Origin of the sequence: Leifsonia xyli subsp. cynodontis (assembly GCF_050632205.1) — a bacterium.
GTDB classification, from domain to species: domain Bacteria; phylum Actinomycetota; class Actinomycetes; order Actinomycetales; family Microbacteriaceae; genus Leifsonia; species Leifsonia xyli_D.
The window spans coordinates 3,098,143-3,115,069 of sequence record NZ_CP192578.1 but is presented as its reverse complement, the minus strand read 5'-3'; the positions used below and the strand labels follow the sequence as shown (position 1 = coordinate 3,115,069).

Below are 16,927 nucleotides of genomic sequence, written 5' to 3'. Positions count from 1 at the left end.
CTCCAGGGCGCCGTGGATGCGGGGCCCCGGAATGCGCAGGCGGACGCACGAACCGCAGCCGGTCGCCCCGCGGCCCGCGGCGGCCACGCCGTGCACGCGAAGGATGCGGCGGCCGGGACGCAGCAGGATGCCGCCGCCACCACCAGCGATCAGAAGACGGACGCTGCCGCGAAGGGCTCGGACGTGGGCACTGCTGTGACCGCTCCGGTCGACACGGCAGCGGTCGTAGCGATGACGCCCGTCGATGCGACGGCGGTCGTGGCGGTGGATGCGCTCGCCGCGCCCCCGGCGACGGTCGCGACGGAGCCGTCGGCCGACGTCCCCGCAGTTCCGACGGCTCCTGCCTCGGTGTCGGCGCCGGTCGCCCCCGCCGCCCTCGCCGTTGCAGTCGCCGATGTCACGCCGCAGCCGGCGGTCGCCGCGGGCCTGGCGGCGGAAGGCACGCCGGCGGCGACGGTCGGCGCGCCGGCCAAGCCGTCCCCCGCGACCCGGACGGCCCCCGCGTCGGCCCTGACTGCGGGTGCCGCCTCGGGAGCGCCGGCAGCCGCATCCGCCGCTTCTCCCGCACCCACTGTCTCCGGTGCCGCTGGCGGCACGATGAGCGCTGCGAACGCTTCCCCGGCGATAGCCGGTTCCGGCGATGACGCCGCGGCGCCCGCACAGCGCACCGTCGCCGCAGCTGCTCACCTCCCGCAACAGGAGCCGTCTCCGGCCGCGCCGACCGCGGCGCCGTCCGCATCCACACCGCCGACGATCGTGGCGACCGCAACCCCGGCATCCGGCCGCCCGAAGCCGACCCCGGCCGACGTCGCCGCACCCGCATCGGCGACCCCGGCCGCGGCGGCCCCCGCCCTCGCCGAGCGCACCCTCGCCGCGCAACCCGTCTCGGCACCCGCGCCCGCCGCGGCGCCCGCGCCCGCCGCATCCACCGCTCCGCCGCTCGCCGGCCAGCTCGCCCGCCCGGTGTTCACCCTCGCGGCCGCCGGGGCGGGGAGCACGTCATGGTCGTGCACGTCCGGCCGGACACCCTCGGACCCGTCACCGTGCGCGCGCATGTGGGCGGCGAAGGCGTCCGCGTCGAGCTGTTCGCGCCGACCGACGTCGGCCGCGACGCGCTCCGCGCCATCCTGCCGGACCTCCGCCGCGACCTCGCCGGGTCGGGGCTCACCGGCAGCCTCGACCTGTCGTCGCAGAGCCAGCCGTCGCCGCAGCACGACGCTCCCGCCGGTGGCCGTCCGTTCGCGGGCCGGCCCCGTGACGAGCCGCGCGGCACCGCTGCTCGCGCCGCATCCACCCGCTCCACGGCCGCCGCACCCGCGGACGGCCTCGCCCACACCATCGACCTGATCGTCTAGAAGGGAGCCACCGTGGCCGTCGACCCCATCACCGGAACCGATACCGCCTCCACGGGCGGCATCTACTCCACCGCCCCCACGCGCACACCGAAGCAGTCCCTCGACGGCGAGGCGTTCATGCAGCTGCTGGTCACCCAGCTCCGCAACCAGGACCCGAGCTCGCCGATGGACACCAACCAGATGATCGCCCAGACCACCCAGCTGGCCATGATGGAGAAGCTCACCAACATGGACACCACCGCGCAGGAGGGCTTCGCCCTTCAGATGCGGCAGGCTGCGGCGGCCCTGATCGGCCACACCGTGAGCTACATCGACAAGAAGGGCGACACGCAGACGGGCGTCGCCTCCTCCGTCTCCTACGCGGGCGCCGTCCCGGTCGTCACGATCGGCGACCAGAAGATCGCGCTCGACTCCATCCTCGGCGTGGTCACCCCGTCCACGACGCCCGCGGCGCCGGCGCCGGCCGCCTGACCTCCACCGCACTTCCTCCAGAAAGGACCCACCATGCTCCGCTCGCTCTACTCCGGGATCTCCGGCCTCCGCTCGCACCAGGCCATGCTCGACGTCACCGGCAACAACATCGCCAACGTCAACACCACGGCGTTCAAGGCCTCGGCCGTCCAGTTCCAGGACACCCTCTCTCAGCTGGTCAAGGGCGCCGGCGGCGCGCAGGCCGAGACCGGCGGCACCAACCCCGCCCAGATCGGCCTCGGCGTGCTGGTGGCGGGTATCTCCACCAACTTCACCCAGGGCGCCGCGCAGGCGACCGGCCGCTCCACCGACATGATGATCAACGGCGACGGCTTCTTCGTCATGAAGATGGGCGGCGAGACGGTCTACACGCGTGCCGGTTCCCTCGACCCGGATGAGCTCGGCCGCCTCGTCGGCCCGGGCGGCGCCATCCTGCAGGGCTGGAACGCGGTCAACGGCGTCGTGCAGCAGGGCGGCGCGCTCAGCGACATCACCATCCCGCTGAAGGCCGTCACGCCGGCCGCCGCGACCACCGCCGCGACCGTGAACGGCAACCTGCCCTCCGACGCCGCGACCGGCGACCAGCTGGTGCGCGACGTCTCCGTGTACGACGCGAACGGCACCTCCCGCAAGCTCACGCTGACCTTCACCAAGACCGGGACCGGCTGGGATGTGGCGGGAGCGGACGCGTCCGGAGCGACCGGCACCGGCGCGCTCACCTTCACGAACGGCGTGCTCACCGCGGGCGGGTCGCTGACCGTCGGCGGCGTCGCGGTGAACCTGTCGTCCGTTACCGGCTACTCGGGCATCACCTCGGTCGCCTTCAAGGACCAGAACGGCCGCGCGGCCGGCACGCTCGAATCCTTCTCGCTCGACAAGGACGGCACCATCACCGGCCTGTTCTCGAACGGCGACAAGCAGGCCGTCGGCCGCATCGCGCTCGCGACCTTCGTGAACCCGGGCGGTCTCGAGAAGGCGGGCGGCTCGACCTACCGCGCGACCGTCAACTCCGGCACGGCCCAGCTCGGCGGACCGGGCGAGGACGGCCTCGGCCAGCTGCAAGGCGGCTCGCTGGAGATGTCCAACGTCGACCTCTCGCAGGAGTTCACCAACCTGATCGTCGCCCAGCGCGGCTTCCAGGCGAACGCCCGCATCATCACCACCTCCGACGAGGTGCTGCAGGAGCTCACCAACCTGAAGCGCTGAGCGGGCCCCCGTCCGCGCGGCTAGGCGGGGAGCAGGTCCTCGAGCAGGGCCTGCACCCGCGCCTTGATGTCGTCGCGGATGGGGCGCACCTCGTCGATCGGCCGGCCGGCCGGGTCGGTGAGGTCCCAGTCCTCGTAGCGCTTCCCCGGGAAGATCGGGCAGGTGTCGCCGCATCCCATCGTGATCACGACGTCCGACTCCTGGACGGCCTCCGTCGTGAGGATCTTCGGGGTGTTGCCCTGGATGTCGATCCCCACCTCGGCCATCGCCTCGATCGCCACCGGGTTGATGCGGTCCTTCGGCTCGGAGCCGGCGGAGAGCACCTCCACGCGGCCGCCCGAGAGCTCGCGCATGAAGCCGGCGGCCATCTGCGAGCGGCCGGCGTTGTGCACGCAGACGAACAGGACGGTCGGCGCGGTGTCGGTCATCGTTCTCCTCATGAAGCGGTGGTGGGCCGTCGCCCGGATCGGACGACGGCCCCTGATCGTGTCAGCAGCAGTCGGGCGAGCACGAGCCGTCCGGAAGCAGCTGACAGTCGTCGGTGTCGCAGCATCCCATGATCATTCTCCCTTCTTCATCGACGGTTGTCGATGAACACAGGATGAACGCATACATTGACGTTTGTCAATGTATGGCGGAGAATCGGACTATGGCGATGACCGAGCTCCTCCCGTTGCGCGACCTGCAGGCGTGCTGCGCCCCGATCACGAAGGAAGTGATCAGCGACGAGAACGCCCACTCGGTCGCGCGGGCCATGAAGGCGCTCGCCGACCCGGCCCGCCTCCGGCTCCTCTCGATGGTCGCCGCCCACGACGACGGCGAGGCGTGCGTCTGCGACCTCACCGAACCGCTCGGGCTCTCCCAGCCCACGGTGTCACACCACCTGAAGATCCTCGTCGAGACCGGCTACCTCAGCCGCTCGAAGCGCGGGACCTGGGCCTACTACCGTCTCGTCCCCGGATCGCTGGACGCGGTGTCGTCGTTCCTGGGATCGGTCTGAATCGGAGGAGTTCTCGGCCCGATGGTCGCGAGGTGAACTCCATCTCCCGCCACACTCGGCGTGGCGCGACCTGAAGACCTCCGTTTCCGACGCCCCGACCACCTGGCCGCCGGAGCCTCGTAGGCTCGGAGCGTGCCCATCCTCCACGAGCTCGCGCCGACCCTGCTCGGCGTCGCCCTCCTCGCGCTGCTCGCGGTCGCGGTACTGGCCGCCTACCGGGTCCCGCACCGCTGGGCGCCGGCCCTCGCGATCCTCCGGGGCGCGGCCCAGCTGGCGGTCATCAGCGTCGTGCTGGCCGGCGTCATCACGGACCCGCGGTGGGTCGCCCTCGCGCTCCTCGTCATGTTCTCCGTCGCGGCGGCCACGGCGACGCACCGGATCGGATGGTCGGCCCCGCACGCCGTGATGATGGCGACCGCCATGGCGACCGGCGTCGTGGTGTCGTTCTCCGTCGTCTTCCTCACCGGCGCGATCGCCTTCAACGCCCGGTACGCGCTCGCCATCGGCGGCATCGTGATCGGCAACTCGATGAGCATCGCGACGCTCGCCGGCCGGCGGTTCACCGAAGCGGTCCGCGACCACTGGGAGGAGGTGGAGGGATGGCTCGCGCTCGGTGCGTCGCCGCGCCAGTCCACCCTCGACCAGGCGCGCGGCGCCGTGTACTCGGCGCTCATCCCGTCGGTCGACCAGACCAAGACCACCGGGCTGGTCACCCTTCCGGGCGCGTTCGTCGGCGCGATCTTCGGGGGAGTGTCGCCGTTGGAGGCCGGACGGTTCCAGGTCGTCGTGCTGGCCGCGATCATGGCGGCGGGGGCCATCACGGCGGTGATCGTGTCGGCATGGCTGGCGCCGGTGAAGGTGCGGCCGGCGGCCCTGCGCTGAGCGCGGCGACCCGCCCCCTTCCAACGTTGTAAAGTCGTGCTGAGGCACGCGCGAGAGGGGAGCATCCATGGCTGCGACGATGCACGACGTCAGCCGGCTCGCCGGCGTCTCGATCAAGACCGTCTCGAACGTCATCAACGATTACCCGTATGTGCGCGAGGAGACCCGCCGCAAGGTCCTCGACGCGATCGACACGCTCGGCTACACGCCCAACCTCTCCGCGCGCAGCCTGCGCTCCGGGCGCACGAACGTCATCTCGCTGATGATCCCCGACCTCCGGAACGCGTACTTCGCCGAGCTCGCCGACTCCGTCATGCGCGCCGCTGCCGAGCGCGGGCTCGCGGTGCTGATCGAGCAGTTCGGCGACGATCGTCAGCACGAGATGGATGTGCTGCGACAGCCCCGGGCGCGGATGGTCGACGGCGTGCTCTACAGCGTCCTCACCCTCGACCAGGGCGACGTGGACCTCATCGCCGAGATGACCACCCCGGTCGTCCTGCTCGGGGACCGCATCTTCAACGGCCCGCGCGACCACGTCACCATGCGCAACACCGAGGGCGCCCGGGCCGCGACCGAGCACCTCATCCGCTCCGGCCGCCGCCGGATCGTCGCGCTGGGCGCGCATCCCGGAGAGGTCATCGGCTCGGCGGCCCTGCGCCTCGAGGGCTACACGCAGGCGCTCGAGGCGGCCGGCATCCCGCTGGACGAGTCGCTCGTGGTCCCGGTCGACTCGTGGCACCGGCGGAACGGCGCCGAGGGGATGCGCGACTTCCTGGCCACCGGAACGCAATTCGACGGGCTGGTCGCCTTCAATGACGCCATCGCGCTGGGCGCCCTACGCGTGCTGCAGGAGTCGGGTCTGCGCATCCCGGAGGACGTCGCCGTGGTCGGCTTCGACGACATCGACGAGACGCAGTACTCGATGCCGACCCTGTCGACCATCGACCCCGGGCGCGAAGAGATCGCCCGAACCGCGGTCGATCTGCTGATCCGCCGCATCGAGGGATCCTCCGAGGTGTTCGTCCCGGAGGAGATCGCGGTGCCCTTCCGCTTGGTCGAGCGCGAGTCCACCGGGACCCCGGAAAAATCCATTTGACACGGTCACATCCGTCCCGCAATATGGACTCTACAACGTTGTAGTACAACGTTGTAGACAAGGGTGTCACACACACCGCGAAGGGAATCCAATGAAGAAGCTCCTTGCAGCGGGCGGCGTGATCGCGGTTGCGGTCGCGGCGCTCACCGGATGTTCCGGAGGCAGCGGCGATGCAGCCAGCTGCCAGAACAAGATCGTGAACTCCGACGCCAAGCAGGTCACCATGTGGGCCTGGTACCCGAACTTCGAGCCGGTCGTCGACCAGTTCAACAAGACGCACAAGGACGTCCAGATCTGCTGGACGAACACAGGCGCGGGCAACGACGAGTACACGAAGTTCTCGACGGCCATCCAGGCCGGCTCCGGCGCGCCGGACGTCGTCATGCTCGAGAGCGAGGTCGTCCCCAGCTACATCGCCGACGGATCCATCGTCAACCTCAGCAAGCTCGGCGCCGACAAGGTCAAGTCGAACTACTCCGAGGGCGCCTGGAGCGACATCAGCAACGGCGGATCCGCCTACGCCATCCCGGTCGACGGCGGCCCGGTCGGCCTCCTCTACCGCAAGGACCTCTTCGACAAGTACGGCCTGACCGTCCCGACCACCTGGGACGAGTACGCGGCCGACGCCGAGAAGATCAAGCAGGCGACCGGCGGCAAGACGCTGATGACCGACTTCCAGGGGAACGGCCGCGCCTACCAGACGGCGCTGTTCGCTCAGGCGGGCGCCGCTCCGTTCGAGCTCACCGGCAAGCAGGACATCAAGATCGACCTGAACGACCCGGCAAGCCAGAAGGTGCTCACCTACTGGAACGGCCTCGTCCAGAAGAAGCTCGTCGGCACCGAGGACGCCTCCACCACCGACTACAACACGCACCTCGTCAACGGCACCTACGCCTCGGTGATCGCGGCGGCCTGGCTGCCCGGCTACCTGCAGGGCTTCACCGGCGCCGACAAGACGGCCAAGTGGGCGGTCGCCCCGGTTCCGCAGTGGGACACCGCCAACCCCGTCCAGATCAACATCGGCGGCTCGGCCTTCGCCGTGAGCAAGCAGGCGCAGGACCAGAAGGCGGCCGCCAAGGTGGCGACGGAGATCTTCGGCACCGAGGCGGCCTGGAAGATCGGCATCGAGAAGGCGGCGCTGTTCCCGCTCTGGAAGCCCATCCTCGAGTCCGACTACTTCCAGTCGAAGGCCTACCCGTTCTTCGGCGGCCAGCAGATCAACAAGGATGTGTTCCTCACCGCGGCGACGGACTACAAGGGCTTCCAGTTCAGCCCGTTCCAGAACCTCGTCTACGACAAGCTGACGGACGCGGTCAACGCCACGAACAAGGGCAAGGCCACTCCCGAGAGGGCGCTCCAGACATACCAGAGCTCCGTCGAGGCGTACGCCAAGCAGCAGGGCTACACCGTCACCAAGTGACGGCACGCGGTGCCCGGGCCGCACACAGCCGCCCGGGCACCGCACCGCATCACCCGTTCCACACCTGAAGGGCTTCACCGATGACCCAAACCGCCGTCGCACCGCCGCGACAGCGCACCGCGCGGACGCCTCGCCGCCGCGACATGGTCGGCCTCCGCCGAGCGCGCTGGGGGTGGGCGTTCACCGCCCCGTTCGCCGTCTTCCTCGTCGCCTTCCTTCTCATCCCGCTGGTCTACGCGTTCGTGCTGAGCCTTCAGAACACGACGCTCGCCGGCGGAACCTCGTGGGTCGGCTTCGCCAACTACGTCAAGGCGTTCACCGACCCGTTGTTCCTCGACGGCGTCTGGCGCGTGCTGCTCTTCGCCGTGATCATGATCCCGGCGCAGATGATCGTCGCGCTGATCGCGGCTCTGCTGATCGACGCGCTGACGACGCGCTTCGCCAAGATCTCGCGGCTGCTGATCTTCGTGCCCTACGCCGTGCCGGTCGTCATCGGCGCGCTGATGTGGGGCTTCCTGTACAGCCCGAGCTTCGGGCCGGCGCAGGAGCTCTTCGGCCTGGTCGGACTCCAGGCGCCCAACTTCTTCTCCGACGGCAACGTCTTCGGCTCGCTGGTCAACATCGTGACCTGGCAGTGGGCCGGCTACTACATGATCATCATCTACGCCGCGCTGCAGGGCGTTGACCCGTCGATCTACGAAGCGGCGCGAGTGGATGGCGCGAACGCCTGGCAGATCGCCCTCCGCATCAAGATCCCCATGGTGGCCTCCTCGCTGCTCCTCGTGCTCGTCTTCGCTCTGATCGGAACGCTGCAGTTCTTCAACGAGCCCCAGATGCTGCGCGGGATGGCGTCCGGCTCCATCACCTCCAACTACACGCCGAACATCTACGCCTACACGGTCGCGTTCTCGTACCACCAGTTCAACTACGCGTCGGCGATCGCCTTCGCCCTGGGGCTCGTGATCTTCATCGGGTCGTACGCGTTCATGTTCGCCACGCGCAAGAGAAGTGGACTCATGAAATGACCGCACAACTCGTCGAGCCCGCGGCCGACACGCGCAGCATCGGCACCGGGCGCGCCTTGGGGCCACGCCGGGAGGCGCCGGCCGGCCGCCGCAACGGCCGTCAGGTCATCCCGCACATCATCCTCGCCGCGTTCATCGTCTACTTCGCGCTGCCGTTCTGGTGGCTGATCGTCGCCAGCACGAAGAGCCAGCAGACGCTGTTCGACGGCAAGACCAGCCCGCTGTGGTTCGGCGGTAAGTTCGACCTGTTCTCTAACCTCTCGTCGCTCTTCACGTACTCCGGCGGCCTGTACGCGCACTGGCTCGGCAACTCGTTCCTGTACGCGATCGCGGGCGGGATCGGCGCCACGGTGCTCTCCGTGCTGGCCGGCTACGGCTTCTCCATGTACGGGTTCCGCGGCCGTCGGCTGTTCTTCGCCGTCGTGCTCGGGTCGGTCATGGTTCCCGCGACGGTTCTCGTCATCCCGCTGTTCGTGCTGATGAGCAGCGCGCACCTGACGAACACCATGTGGGCGGTCATCCTGCCGTCGATGCTGAACCCGTTCGCGGTGTACCTGATGAAGGTGTACACGGATGAGGCCATCCCTCCGGAGATGGTGGATGCGGCCCGCGTCGATGGCGCGGGCGAGCTCCGGATCTTCGCCCGGGTCGCCCTGCCGCTGATGCGCCCGGCCGTGGTGACCGTGCTGCTGCTGTCGGTCGTCGGCACCTGGAACAACTTCTTCCTGCCGCTGGTGATGTTCTCGAACCCGCAGCTCTTCCCGGTGACCGTCGGTCTCGGCGCGCTGCAGGCGCAGGCGCAGGTGAACACCGGGGGCCAGAGCCTCTGGAACCTCGTCATCACCGGCGCACTCATCTCGATCGTGCCGCTGATCGTGTCCTTCCTCACCCTGCAGCGGTACTGGCAGGGTGGGCTCTCGATCGGCAGCGTGAAGTGACCGCGCCACGGCATCCACTCGTCATCACCACCAGAGCGTCAGAACTGAAGGAAGCACAGGAGACCCATGTCTGAGACCCGCATCGCCATCGACCGCTCCGCGCGCGTCGCGACCGTCAACCGCCGCATCTTCGGCTCGTTCGTCGAGCACCTGGGACGCTGCGTGTACGACGGCATCTACGAGCCCGGCCACCCGACCGCGAACGAGGACGGCTTCCGTCTCGACGTGGTGGACCTGGTGCGCGAGCTCGGCTCGACCACCATCCGCTACCCCGGCGGCAACTTCGTCTCCGGCTTCCGCTGGGAGGACTCGGTGGGCCCACGCGAGAAGCGCCCGGTGCGCCGCGACCTGGCCTGGCACTCCCTGGAGTCCAACCAGGTCGGCCTCGACGAGTTCTCGCGCTGGCTGAAGCTGACCGGCTCCGAGCTGATGCTCGCGGTCAACCTGGGCACGCGGGGCATCCAGGCGGCCCTCGACCTGCTCGAGTACGCGAACCACCCGTCGGGGACCGCGCTCAGCGACCAGCGCATCGCGAACGGCACGCCGGAGCCGCACGACATCCGGATGTGGTGCCTGGGCAATGAGATGGACGGCCCGTGGCAGACGGGCTACATGACCGCCGACGACTACGGCAAGCTCGCCGCCCGCACGGCCGCCGCGATGAAGATGGCCGACAAGGACCTCGAGCTCGTGGTCTGCGGCTCCTCCGGCTCCGGGATGCCGACCTTCGGCGACTGGGAGCGCACGGTGCTCGAGCACTCCTACGACCACGTCGACTATGTCTCGGCGCACGCGTACTACCAGGAGCGCGGCGGCGACCTCGGATCCTTCCTCGCCTCGTCGGTCGACATGCAGTACTTCATCGACACCGTCGTCACCACGGCGGACCATGTCGGCAACAAGCTCAAGAACAAGAAGCGCATCCAGATCTCGTTCGACGAGTGGAACATCTGGTACCTCGACGAGCACAAGGCGTCGGAGGAGGTCAACGACGAGTGGCGCTACGCCCCGCGCCAGCTGGAGGACGTCTACTCGGTCGCTGACGCGGTGGTGCTCGGCAACCTGCTCATCACGCTGCTGAAGAACCACGACCGGGTGACCAGCGCATCCCTCGCCCAGCTGGTCAACGTGATCGCCCCGATCATGACCGAGCCCGGCGGCGACGCCTGGCGCCAGACGACGTTCTTCCCGTTCTCGGTGACCAGCCGCCTGGCGGCCGGGGAGGTGCTGCGCCCCACGATCACGACCGGCACGTACGAGACCGCGGTCTACGGCGAGGCGGACGTGGTGGATGCGGTGGCCACCTTCGACGAGGCCGCGGGCGCCGCCGCGGTGTTCGTCGTGAACCGCAGCCAGACCGAGACGCAGACCGTGAGCGTGGACGTGCGCGACCTCGGCGTCTCGACCGTGCGCGAGGCCCTCTCGCTGTGGGATGACGACGTCTACGCGAAGAACACCCTGCAGGACCAGACCCGCGTCGGCCTCCGCCCCACGCCCTCCGCGGCCCTCGCCGACGGCATCCTCACCCTCGAACTGCCGCCCGTCTCGTGGACCGGGGTCTCCCTGGGCTGACCCCCGCCGTCGAATACACGAGGATTGCACGCGGAACGGGCGTTTCGCGTGCAATCTTCGCGTAATCGGGGTCGGCCGGGGACGCCGACCGAGACGGTCAGCCCGCGGCGACGGCGGCGGGCGTGGCGGCGGCCTGCGGGATGAGCTTGCGGATGTCCTCCGCCTGCGCGGACAGCACCACCACATCTACCCGCCGGTTCTGGGCGAGGTCGTTGTCCGTGGTTCCGGTGAAGCCCGCGACCGGTCGCGCCGAGCCGAAGCTGATCGCGGCGATGTGCCCCTGCGGGAAGCCGTTCACCTCGACGAGGTGACGCAGCACGCTGGTCGCGCGGCCGGCGGAGAGCTCCCAGTTGGTGGGATACGGCGCTCCGGGCTGACGGAGGTCGGCGTGGCCCTCGACGGAGACGTCGTAGGAGGCCGGCGCGAGCTGCGGGCCGATGTCGTTCAGCACCGCGACGGCACGCGCGCTCAGCTCGGCGCGGTTCGACTCGAAGAAGGTGGAGTTGCCGACCAGGCCGATGGTCAGGCCGCGCTCGTCGATCTTCATCTGGACCGCATCCTGCAGCCCGTCCTTGGTCAGCGCCGCCTGGATCTGGTCCTTCAGGCGCTGCAGGTTCTGGGCTTCCTGCTGGGCGAGGGCGAAGTCGGTCGACTTGCCGGACTCGTCGACGTGCTTCGGCGGGACGACGACGCCGGATGCGGTGTCGATCTTCTGCGTCTTCACCTGGCCGAAGCCGGTGGCCAGCGAGTCCTTGAGCTGCTCGAACTTCTTCGCATCCACCGTCGACATCGCGAACAGCACGATGAACATGCACATGAGCACGGTGACCATGTCCATGTAGGAGGCCATCCAGCGCTCCTCGTTCTCGTGCTCCTCCGGCTCCTCGTGCTTCTTCCGACGGCGGGCGGACATGTCAGGCGGCTTCCTCGACGGGATCCTTCGCGCCGCGCGCCGCCTTGGCGGGCTTGGCAGCCGGCTTCTCGGCGTCGCCGCCGGGCACCATGGCGCGCAGGCGCTCGCCGAGGAGGCGCGGCTGGCTGCCCGACTGCACGGCGAGCACGCCCTCCATCAGCAGCGTCATCCGCTCCACGTCCAGCTCGGAGAGCCGGCGCAGACGCGCGCCGAGCGGCAGCCACAGGAAGTTCGCCGACAGGAGGCCCCACAGCGTCGCGACGAACGCGCTCGCGATCATCGGGCCGAGTTCGCCCGGGTCGGCCAGGTTCTCGAGCACATGGGTCAGCGAGACGACCGTGCCGATGATGCCGATCGTGGGCGCGTAGCCGCCCATCGAGCTGAAGAACTTGGCGGCGACGCGGTCCTTCTTGGAGCGGGTGGCGATCTCGTCCTCGAGCAGGATGCGCAGCTCGTCGCCGTCGGTGCCGTCGGCGATGTTCTGCAGCGCGCGCTTGAGGAAGGGGTCGTCGACGCCCTCCGCCTCCTGCTCCATGGCGAGCAGACCGTTCGCGCGCGCTTTCTCGGCGAGCGCGACTACCTGGTCGATCACCTGCTGCGGCGGCTCGATCTTGCCCCGGAACGCGCGGGGGAGCGCCTTCACCGCGATCAGGAAGTCCTTCACGGTGCCGCTGGCGATGCCGACCGCGATGGTGGCCCCGAAGACCAGCACCATGGGGGCGGGCAGCAGCAGCGAGTTCAGGTGGGCGCCCTCCATCGTCACCATCGCGACGACGGAGCCGAAGGCGAGGACGATGCCGATGATCGTTGCCGGGTCCATTACTTCTTCCTTGCTCGGAGGGGCACGGCGCGGGCCTCGGGGTGAGCCGCCGCCGCTTCGTCGTCTTCCAGACCGGTCAGCGTCACGAGTCCGAGCGGGGGCGCGGGCACGGGGCGCGGGCCGACGCTCGGGAGGTCGTGGGCGAGTGCGATCACGCGCGCCCGGTACGCGGCGATCTTCTCGATCACTTCGGCCATGGACTCGGTGACGATGAACTTCGCCCCGTCGACCATGACCAAAGTGGTGTCCGGACTGGCGTGGATCCGCTCGATGAGGTCGGGGTTGACCGCAAACTGGCTGTCGTTCAATCGGGTGACGACGATCATGTGCGCGAATCCTGGTCTCGGCTCCGGGTGAGCCGTCACGGGAGGACTATCGGCGTGCGCCGGTCGGTCGTTAGGGGGACCGGCGGCCGCTAACGGGATGCGCGCACCGGCCGGTAGTCACCACGGCTTTCGCTGCAGCCCCGAGCCGTCGACCTGAGATCTAGTCGGCGAAGTGGATGACGACCTCGTCGCCGACGATCGTCGTGTCGACGCGATACGGGAAGGTTCCCGTGACGTTCTCCGTGATGGGTTCGCCACGGCCGTTCAAGCCGCCAGCGGTCACCAGAGCCCGCCCTTCCGAGACCGTGAAGGGGCGGCGTTCACGAGGCCGCACCGAGACAGTAGGTACATCGAGCACCGTCATCGACACGACGACCGCCTCCGAAGGAAGGAGGGTCGACCGGCCGAATCCGCTGCGCATCCCGGCATCGCGGAGCGCTTCAAGGGTTCCGTGGCTTGTGGCCTCTGAGAACGCCTGGTCGACGGCGCGCTGCACCAGGCCGACGTAGCTCTCGTTGGGAACCATGGTGAACGCGCCCGGGTTCACGAGCGGAGCGTCTGTGTTGAGCACGACGGTGTACTCGCCGTCGATGTCGTAGTACGCATTCGGTGGAGAGAGCGTGTAGACGCCGGGGTATGCCGAAAATCCGGCGTGCCCGTGACGATCGACGGGAGCGCGGGCGCCACAGAGCGAGAATCGATTCTCGAGGCCGAAGGATGCGTAGACGTCGAGCCGTGGGAGCCGATAGGTCAGTCCGTCGCAGACCCACCATTCGTCATCGCTTCGGATGAGAGTGATGGTGTCTTTGACCATCTGGCCCGCGAGGTCGTAGGTGACGTGGAATCGCACCTCGCTGTCGGATCCGTCTCGTGCGACGATCTCACCCCAGACGATGCGCGGGCCGGTGAGGTGATCGGCGCACTCGTAGACCTCGTGGCGGAGGAACTCGTTCGCGGGGAGGTCGGCGTTGATCCGGCCGAGCCCGTTGGCCGTTGCTGTATCGCCGGCGGCGAGCGCGTGCAGGTATTCGCCGGCGACGGGACGGGCGCTGTCAAGTGCGCGGTTCGCTCGAATCCGCGCGTCGCTCACTCGGCCATTGCGTTCATGGCAGCAGACCTGAAGGCCCTCTAGGAGCTCGACCGCTCTTGCCGTGTTCGCCGCGAGGGCCGTCAATGTCTCGCGTTCGCGGGAAGGATTCGCGGGCTCCACTCGTGCAGTATAGCGCACAAACACTCGTACGATATTCCTGCTAATAGATGCTAATATCGCAAAACTCCACTAGATGAGAGGCGGCTCAGTGAGTCACAAGGTCCACGTCGACACGGGGCAGCTCCGATGGAACTCCCAGCGCTTGCACGAGGCGAATGCCGAGCGGCCCCATCCGCCTTCGGCGCCGGGCAGTCTGGGCGGCGCACGCGCGATCGGTGCTTTCGACGAGTTCGACGGGTACTGGAACCCGGCGCTGCGCTCGGTGTCGGAGAGCGTCGTCTCGCTGGGGGACGCCCTGGCGTCCGCCGCCGACGTGTACGAGCGACGAGACACCGACAGCGCTCAGGGCTTCTCTTTCGGTGCGCCCCGTGCGTTCCAGGACGACGGATTGGTCGCCTGTCGGTCTCGAGGGCGACCCCACGCCCGGAGACACGGAGGCGGTGGACCGGCACGCCAAAGCGTTCGAGACGACCGCTGAATGGATGTGGTGGCGAGCCGACCGGCTGGATGACGTGCTGGAGCGGATCGGTAAGCCGCACTGGTCCGGCTACGCCGCCGACGCATTCGGAGAGCGGCTGCGCACGGTGAGTCGGGCCTGCCGGGACGCGACGGCGCGCTTCATGGAGGCCCGCGAAGCGGCGCTGAAGTGGGTCCTGGCGATGTGGGGCCAGCAGAACGCGGCGGATGCGGCCCTCGACGCAGCCCATCAGGCCCTGGAAGACATCGCGAGAGCCGAAGCCACCCTCGGGCTGCTGAACACAGAACACGGCGCCCTGCTCTCCTCGCTGGCCCAGCTCCAGAAGACGCAACGACAGTACGCGACCACGCCGCCGCCCTCGGGAACCAGAGTGCCGACGACGAGCGAGGTTGCGACGGCCCGACGCAAGGCGGAAGCTGTCGACGATGAGCTGCGGGCCGCGAGAGCGCAGCTCCAGGACGGGCAGGAGCGGCTGGAGCAGGCCAAGCGGCAGGCTCGCGCGGCCAAGGAAGAGTACGAGGCCGAAGAGAGCGTCCTCGTGCGTGCGCTGCACGCTACCCTCTATGGTGCGCTCCCCGCCCTGGCGCCCTCGCAGCTGAACGATTTCGTAACCACGGTCAGCGAGTTCGCCCTGCTGCCTCCGTCCGCCGACACGACCTCGGCGTTGATGGACATGCTGAGCCTGCTCAAGCCGGAGACCCTGGCGGCCCTTCTCGCCGCCGACCCGAAGCTGGCGCAGAAGTTCTGGGACGACCCGCCCGCACCGGAGAAGGTGGCGGCCTGGTGGAAGAAGCTGTCGCCGGAGGCCCGCGAACGTTGGTGTCAGTCCGCTCCGGAAGTCATCGGCAACCTCCCCGGGCTCGACGCGGACACCCGCATCCACGCGAACGCCGTCCAACTCGCACGGGATCTGCAGGACCTGTCGATCGGTCCCGAGTCACCGCGGGGCAAGACGCTGAAGGACATCCTCGCGGCGCTCGGGGTGGGGAAGCTGAAGGATGGCACGTCGGCCGACTACGAGCGGCTGGCGAAGGCGCTGAAGCCGCCTCGCGGGCTGCTCTCGTACAACCTCCGCCATGAGCCGCCGCTCGCGGCCGTCGCGATCGGGGACACGCGTGCGGAGAAGTCAGGGAAGGTCACTTGGATGGTCCCGGGCATGAATAGTGGGCTCGGCGAAGACGGGCGACTCAAGGGCTGGACGTTCGCGGGCATCAACCAATACCACCAGCAGGACGTCATGGATGGTCTGCCGCATCTGGTAGTGGCGTGGATCGGCTATGACCCGCCCGGGGTGGATTCGGTGCTGCAAGGGGATAAGGCGAGAGCCGGCGGCCGCCGGCTGAGGGCGGAGCTGGACGGCCAGTGGGCGGCCGACAGCATCCTGGGTGGCAACCCGGACCCGTTCACCGCTGTGGTGAGTCACTCGTACGGCACCACCGTGGCGAGCAACGCGATCTCCGGACTGGCCCACAAGGTGCAGTCTGTCGTCTTCGTCGCATCGGCGGGGGTAGAGGGTGGCTTCGGCAGCGGGAGGGAACTGGAGGTGGAGGGCGGCCTGGGCCGTGTCTACGCCACCCAGTCCTCGCAGGATGGCATCGCGGGCGTCGGGCGGGCGTACTCGGGTCGGGCCGACCCGACCGACGACCGCTACGGAGCCCGGGTGTTCTCGTCGGAAGGCGACGCGGCCGAACGGCTGGAGCCGACAGACGGGCACGACGTTCTCGGAAAGGGCAGCGATCGCGGCGCTTTCAACGAGCACGCCACAGACGGCCACGGCTACTTTGACAAGGATACCGAAGCCCTCCACAACACGGCCGCAGCGGCCCTCGGGCTCGACGATCAAATCAATGGCGGAACGCGAAGTGTCCCGAGCCTCCGGCCCCCGCAGGACCCAAACAGCGCACCAGGGGTAAGAAGTGAGACGTGCCCGCCCCCTTCGCGCCACCCTCGCGCTTACCCTCGTCCTCACCCTTTCCGGCTGTGTCTACCCTGGAGGATCCGTGCCTCAACCCGGCGTCAACACCCCGTACGACGGTCTCTCGACAAAGTCGAAGGCCCAACTCCTGGACGAAGCCCTGCAACGCGTCGACGACGTTGCGCAACTCGTCGGTGGAGAATGGCTGGATTCGGGAATCCCACCCAGTGTCTTCGATCCCGCGAACGCCGAACAACGCAACCTGTGGGACTGGGGTCCGTGTGACAACAAGGCGACCAC

At 68.9% G+C, this 16,927-nt stretch carries 18 protein-coding genes; 11 read left to right on the top strand and 7 right to left on the bottom strand.

What is annotated here, in order from left to right:
- Positions 1-149: 149 nt before the first annotated feature.
- Both ACQ86M_RS15525 and ACQ86M_RS15520 read right to left on the bottom strand, forming a co-directional pair.
- Positions 150-473 (bottom strand): hypothetical protein, encoded by a 324-nt coding sequence (locus tag ACQ86M_RS15525; RefSeq protein WP_431246093.1) that lies wholly within the window; start codon positions 471-473, stop codon positions 150-152.
- Positions 474-683: 210 nt separating this feature from the next.
- Entirely contained in the window at positions 684-1,013 is a 330-nt protein-coding gene (locus ACQ86M_RS15520; RefSeq protein ID WP_431246092.1) for a hypothetical protein, read from the bottom strand.
- On the opposite strand from ACQ86M_RS15520, the gene ACQ86M_RS15515 reads away from it, so the two are divergent.
- Genes ACQ86M_RS15515 through ACQ86M_RS15505 form a run of 3 tightly spaced genes read left to right on the top strand, consistent with a single transcriptional unit; the run spans position 1,002 to position 3,032 of the window.
- Complete coding sequence (locus ACQ86M_RS15515; protein ID WP_431219521.1) at positions 1,002-1,355, top strand: flagellar hook-length control protein FliK; 354 nt, start codon at positions 1,002-1,004, stop codon at positions 1,353-1,355. The two genes, ACQ86M_RS15520 and ACQ86M_RS15515, sit on opposite strands and share 12 nt — an antisense overlap.
- A 12-nt stretch (positions 1,356-1,367) precedes the next feature.
- A complete protein-coding gene (locus ACQ86M_RS15510) occupies positions 1,368-1,826 on the top strand; it encodes a flagellar hook assembly protein FlgD (RefSeq protein ID WP_431246091.1) in 459 nt (152 codons plus the stop codon).
- 33 nt (positions 1,827-1,859) lie between these two features.
- Positions 1,860-3,032, top strand: a complete 1,173-nt coding sequence (locus tag ACQ86M_RS15505; protein ID WP_431219519.1) for a flagellar hook protein FlgE — start codon at positions 1,860-1,862, stop codon at positions 3,030-3,032.
- Between the two features lie 20 nt (positions 3,033-3,052).
- On the opposite strand, the gene ACQ86M_RS15500 is transcribed toward ACQ86M_RS15505, so the two are convergent.
- The gene (locus ACQ86M_RS15500) at positions 3,053-3,460 is read right to left on the bottom strand and encodes an arsenate reductase ArsC (RefSeq protein WP_431246090.1); all 408 of its coding nucleotides are present in this window, start codon (positions 3,458-3,460) and stop codon (positions 3,053-3,055) included.
- 221 nt (positions 3,461-3,681) lie between these two features.
- Between ACQ86M_RS15500 and ACQ86M_RS15495 the strand changes: the two genes are divergently transcribed.
- From ACQ86M_RS15495 to ACQ86M_RS15465, 7 genes are all read left to right on the top strand, one after another.
- The gene (locus ACQ86M_RS15495; protein WP_431219517.1) at positions 3,682-4,032 is read left to right on the top strand and encodes a metalloregulator ArsR/SmtB family transcription factor; all 351 of its coding nucleotides are present in this window, start codon (positions 3,682-3,684) and stop codon (positions 4,030-4,032) included.
- A gap of 132 nt (positions 4,033-4,164) precedes the next feature.
- Entirely contained in the window at positions 4,165-4,914 is a 750-nt protein-coding gene (locus ACQ86M_RS15490; protein ID WP_431246089.1) for an ABC transporter permease, read from the top strand.
- A 67-nt stretch (positions 4,915-4,981) separates the two neighbouring features.
- Positions 4,982-6,010 carry a LacI family DNA-binding transcriptional regulator gene (locus tag ACQ86M_RS15485; RefSeq protein ID WP_431219516.1) on the top strand — a complete coding sequence of 343 codons (1,029 nt, stop codon included), beginning with the start codon at positions 4,982-4,984 and terminating at the stop codon, positions 6,008-6,010.
- 91 nt (positions 6,011-6,101) lie between these two features.
- On the top strand, positions 6,102-7,430 hold the full coding sequence (locus tag ACQ86M_RS15480) for an ABC transporter substrate-binding protein (protein WP_431246088.1): 1,329 nt from the start codon (positions 6,102-6,104) through the stop codon (positions 7,428-7,430).
- A gap of 80 nt (positions 7,431-7,510) precedes the next feature.
- A complete protein-coding gene (locus ACQ86M_RS15475; RefSeq protein WP_431246087.1) occupies positions 7,511-8,455 on the top strand; it encodes a carbohydrate ABC transporter permease in 945 nt (314 codons plus the stop codon).
- Complete coding sequence (locus ACQ86M_RS15470; RefSeq protein ID WP_431246086.1) at positions 8,452-9,393, top strand: carbohydrate ABC transporter permease; 942 nt, start codon at positions 8,452-8,454, stop codon at positions 9,391-9,393. Before ACQ86M_RS15475 ends, ACQ86M_RS15470 begins: the two co-directional genes overlap by 4 nt.
- A 66-nt stretch (positions 9,394-9,459) precedes the next feature.
- Complete coding sequence (locus ACQ86M_RS15465) at positions 9,460-10,965, top strand: alpha-N-arabinofuranosidase (RefSeq protein ID WP_431246085.1); 1,506 nt, start codon at positions 9,460-9,462, stop codon at positions 10,963-10,965.
- Between the two features lie 97 nt (positions 10,966-11,062).
- Here the strand turns inward: ACQ86M_RS15465 and ACQ86M_RS15460 are convergent, their stop codons facing one another.
- The 4 genes from ACQ86M_RS15460 to ACQ86M_RS15445 form a co-directional block, all read right to left on the bottom strand.
- On the bottom strand, positions 11,063-11,878 hold the full coding sequence (locus ACQ86M_RS15460) for a flagellar motor protein MotB (RefSeq protein ID WP_431219511.1): 816 nt from the start codon (positions 11,876-11,878) through the stop codon (positions 11,063-11,065).
- 1 nt (position 11,879) lies between these two features.
- Complete coding sequence (locus ACQ86M_RS15455) at positions 11,880-12,698, bottom strand: motility protein A (RefSeq protein ID WP_431246084.1); 819 nt, start codon at positions 12,696-12,698, stop codon at positions 11,880-11,882.
- Positions 12,698-13,024 carry a flagellar FlbD family protein gene (locus ACQ86M_RS15450; protein ID WP_431219509.1) on the bottom strand — a complete coding sequence of 109 codons (327 nt, stop codon included), beginning with the start codon at positions 13,022-13,024 and terminating at the stop codon, positions 12,698-12,700. The genes ACQ86M_RS15455 and ACQ86M_RS15450 overlap by 1 nt, the downstream gene beginning before the upstream one ends.
- Before the next feature lie 160 nt (positions 13,025-13,184).
- Positions 13,185-14,114 carry a hypothetical protein gene (locus ACQ86M_RS15445; RefSeq protein ID WP_431246083.1) on the bottom strand — a complete coding sequence of 310 codons (930 nt, stop codon included), beginning with the start codon at positions 14,112-14,114 and terminating at the stop codon, positions 13,185-13,187.
- 560 nt (positions 14,115-14,674) lie between these two features.
- Here ACQ86M_RS15445 and ACQ86M_RS15440 point away from each other — a divergent pair.
- Positions 14,675-16,912 (top strand): alpha/beta hydrolase, encoded by a 2,238-nt coding sequence (locus ACQ86M_RS15440; protein WP_431246082.1) that lies wholly within the window; start codon positions 14,675-14,677, stop codon positions 16,910-16,912.
- Positions 16,913-16,927 lie beyond the last annotated feature (15 nt).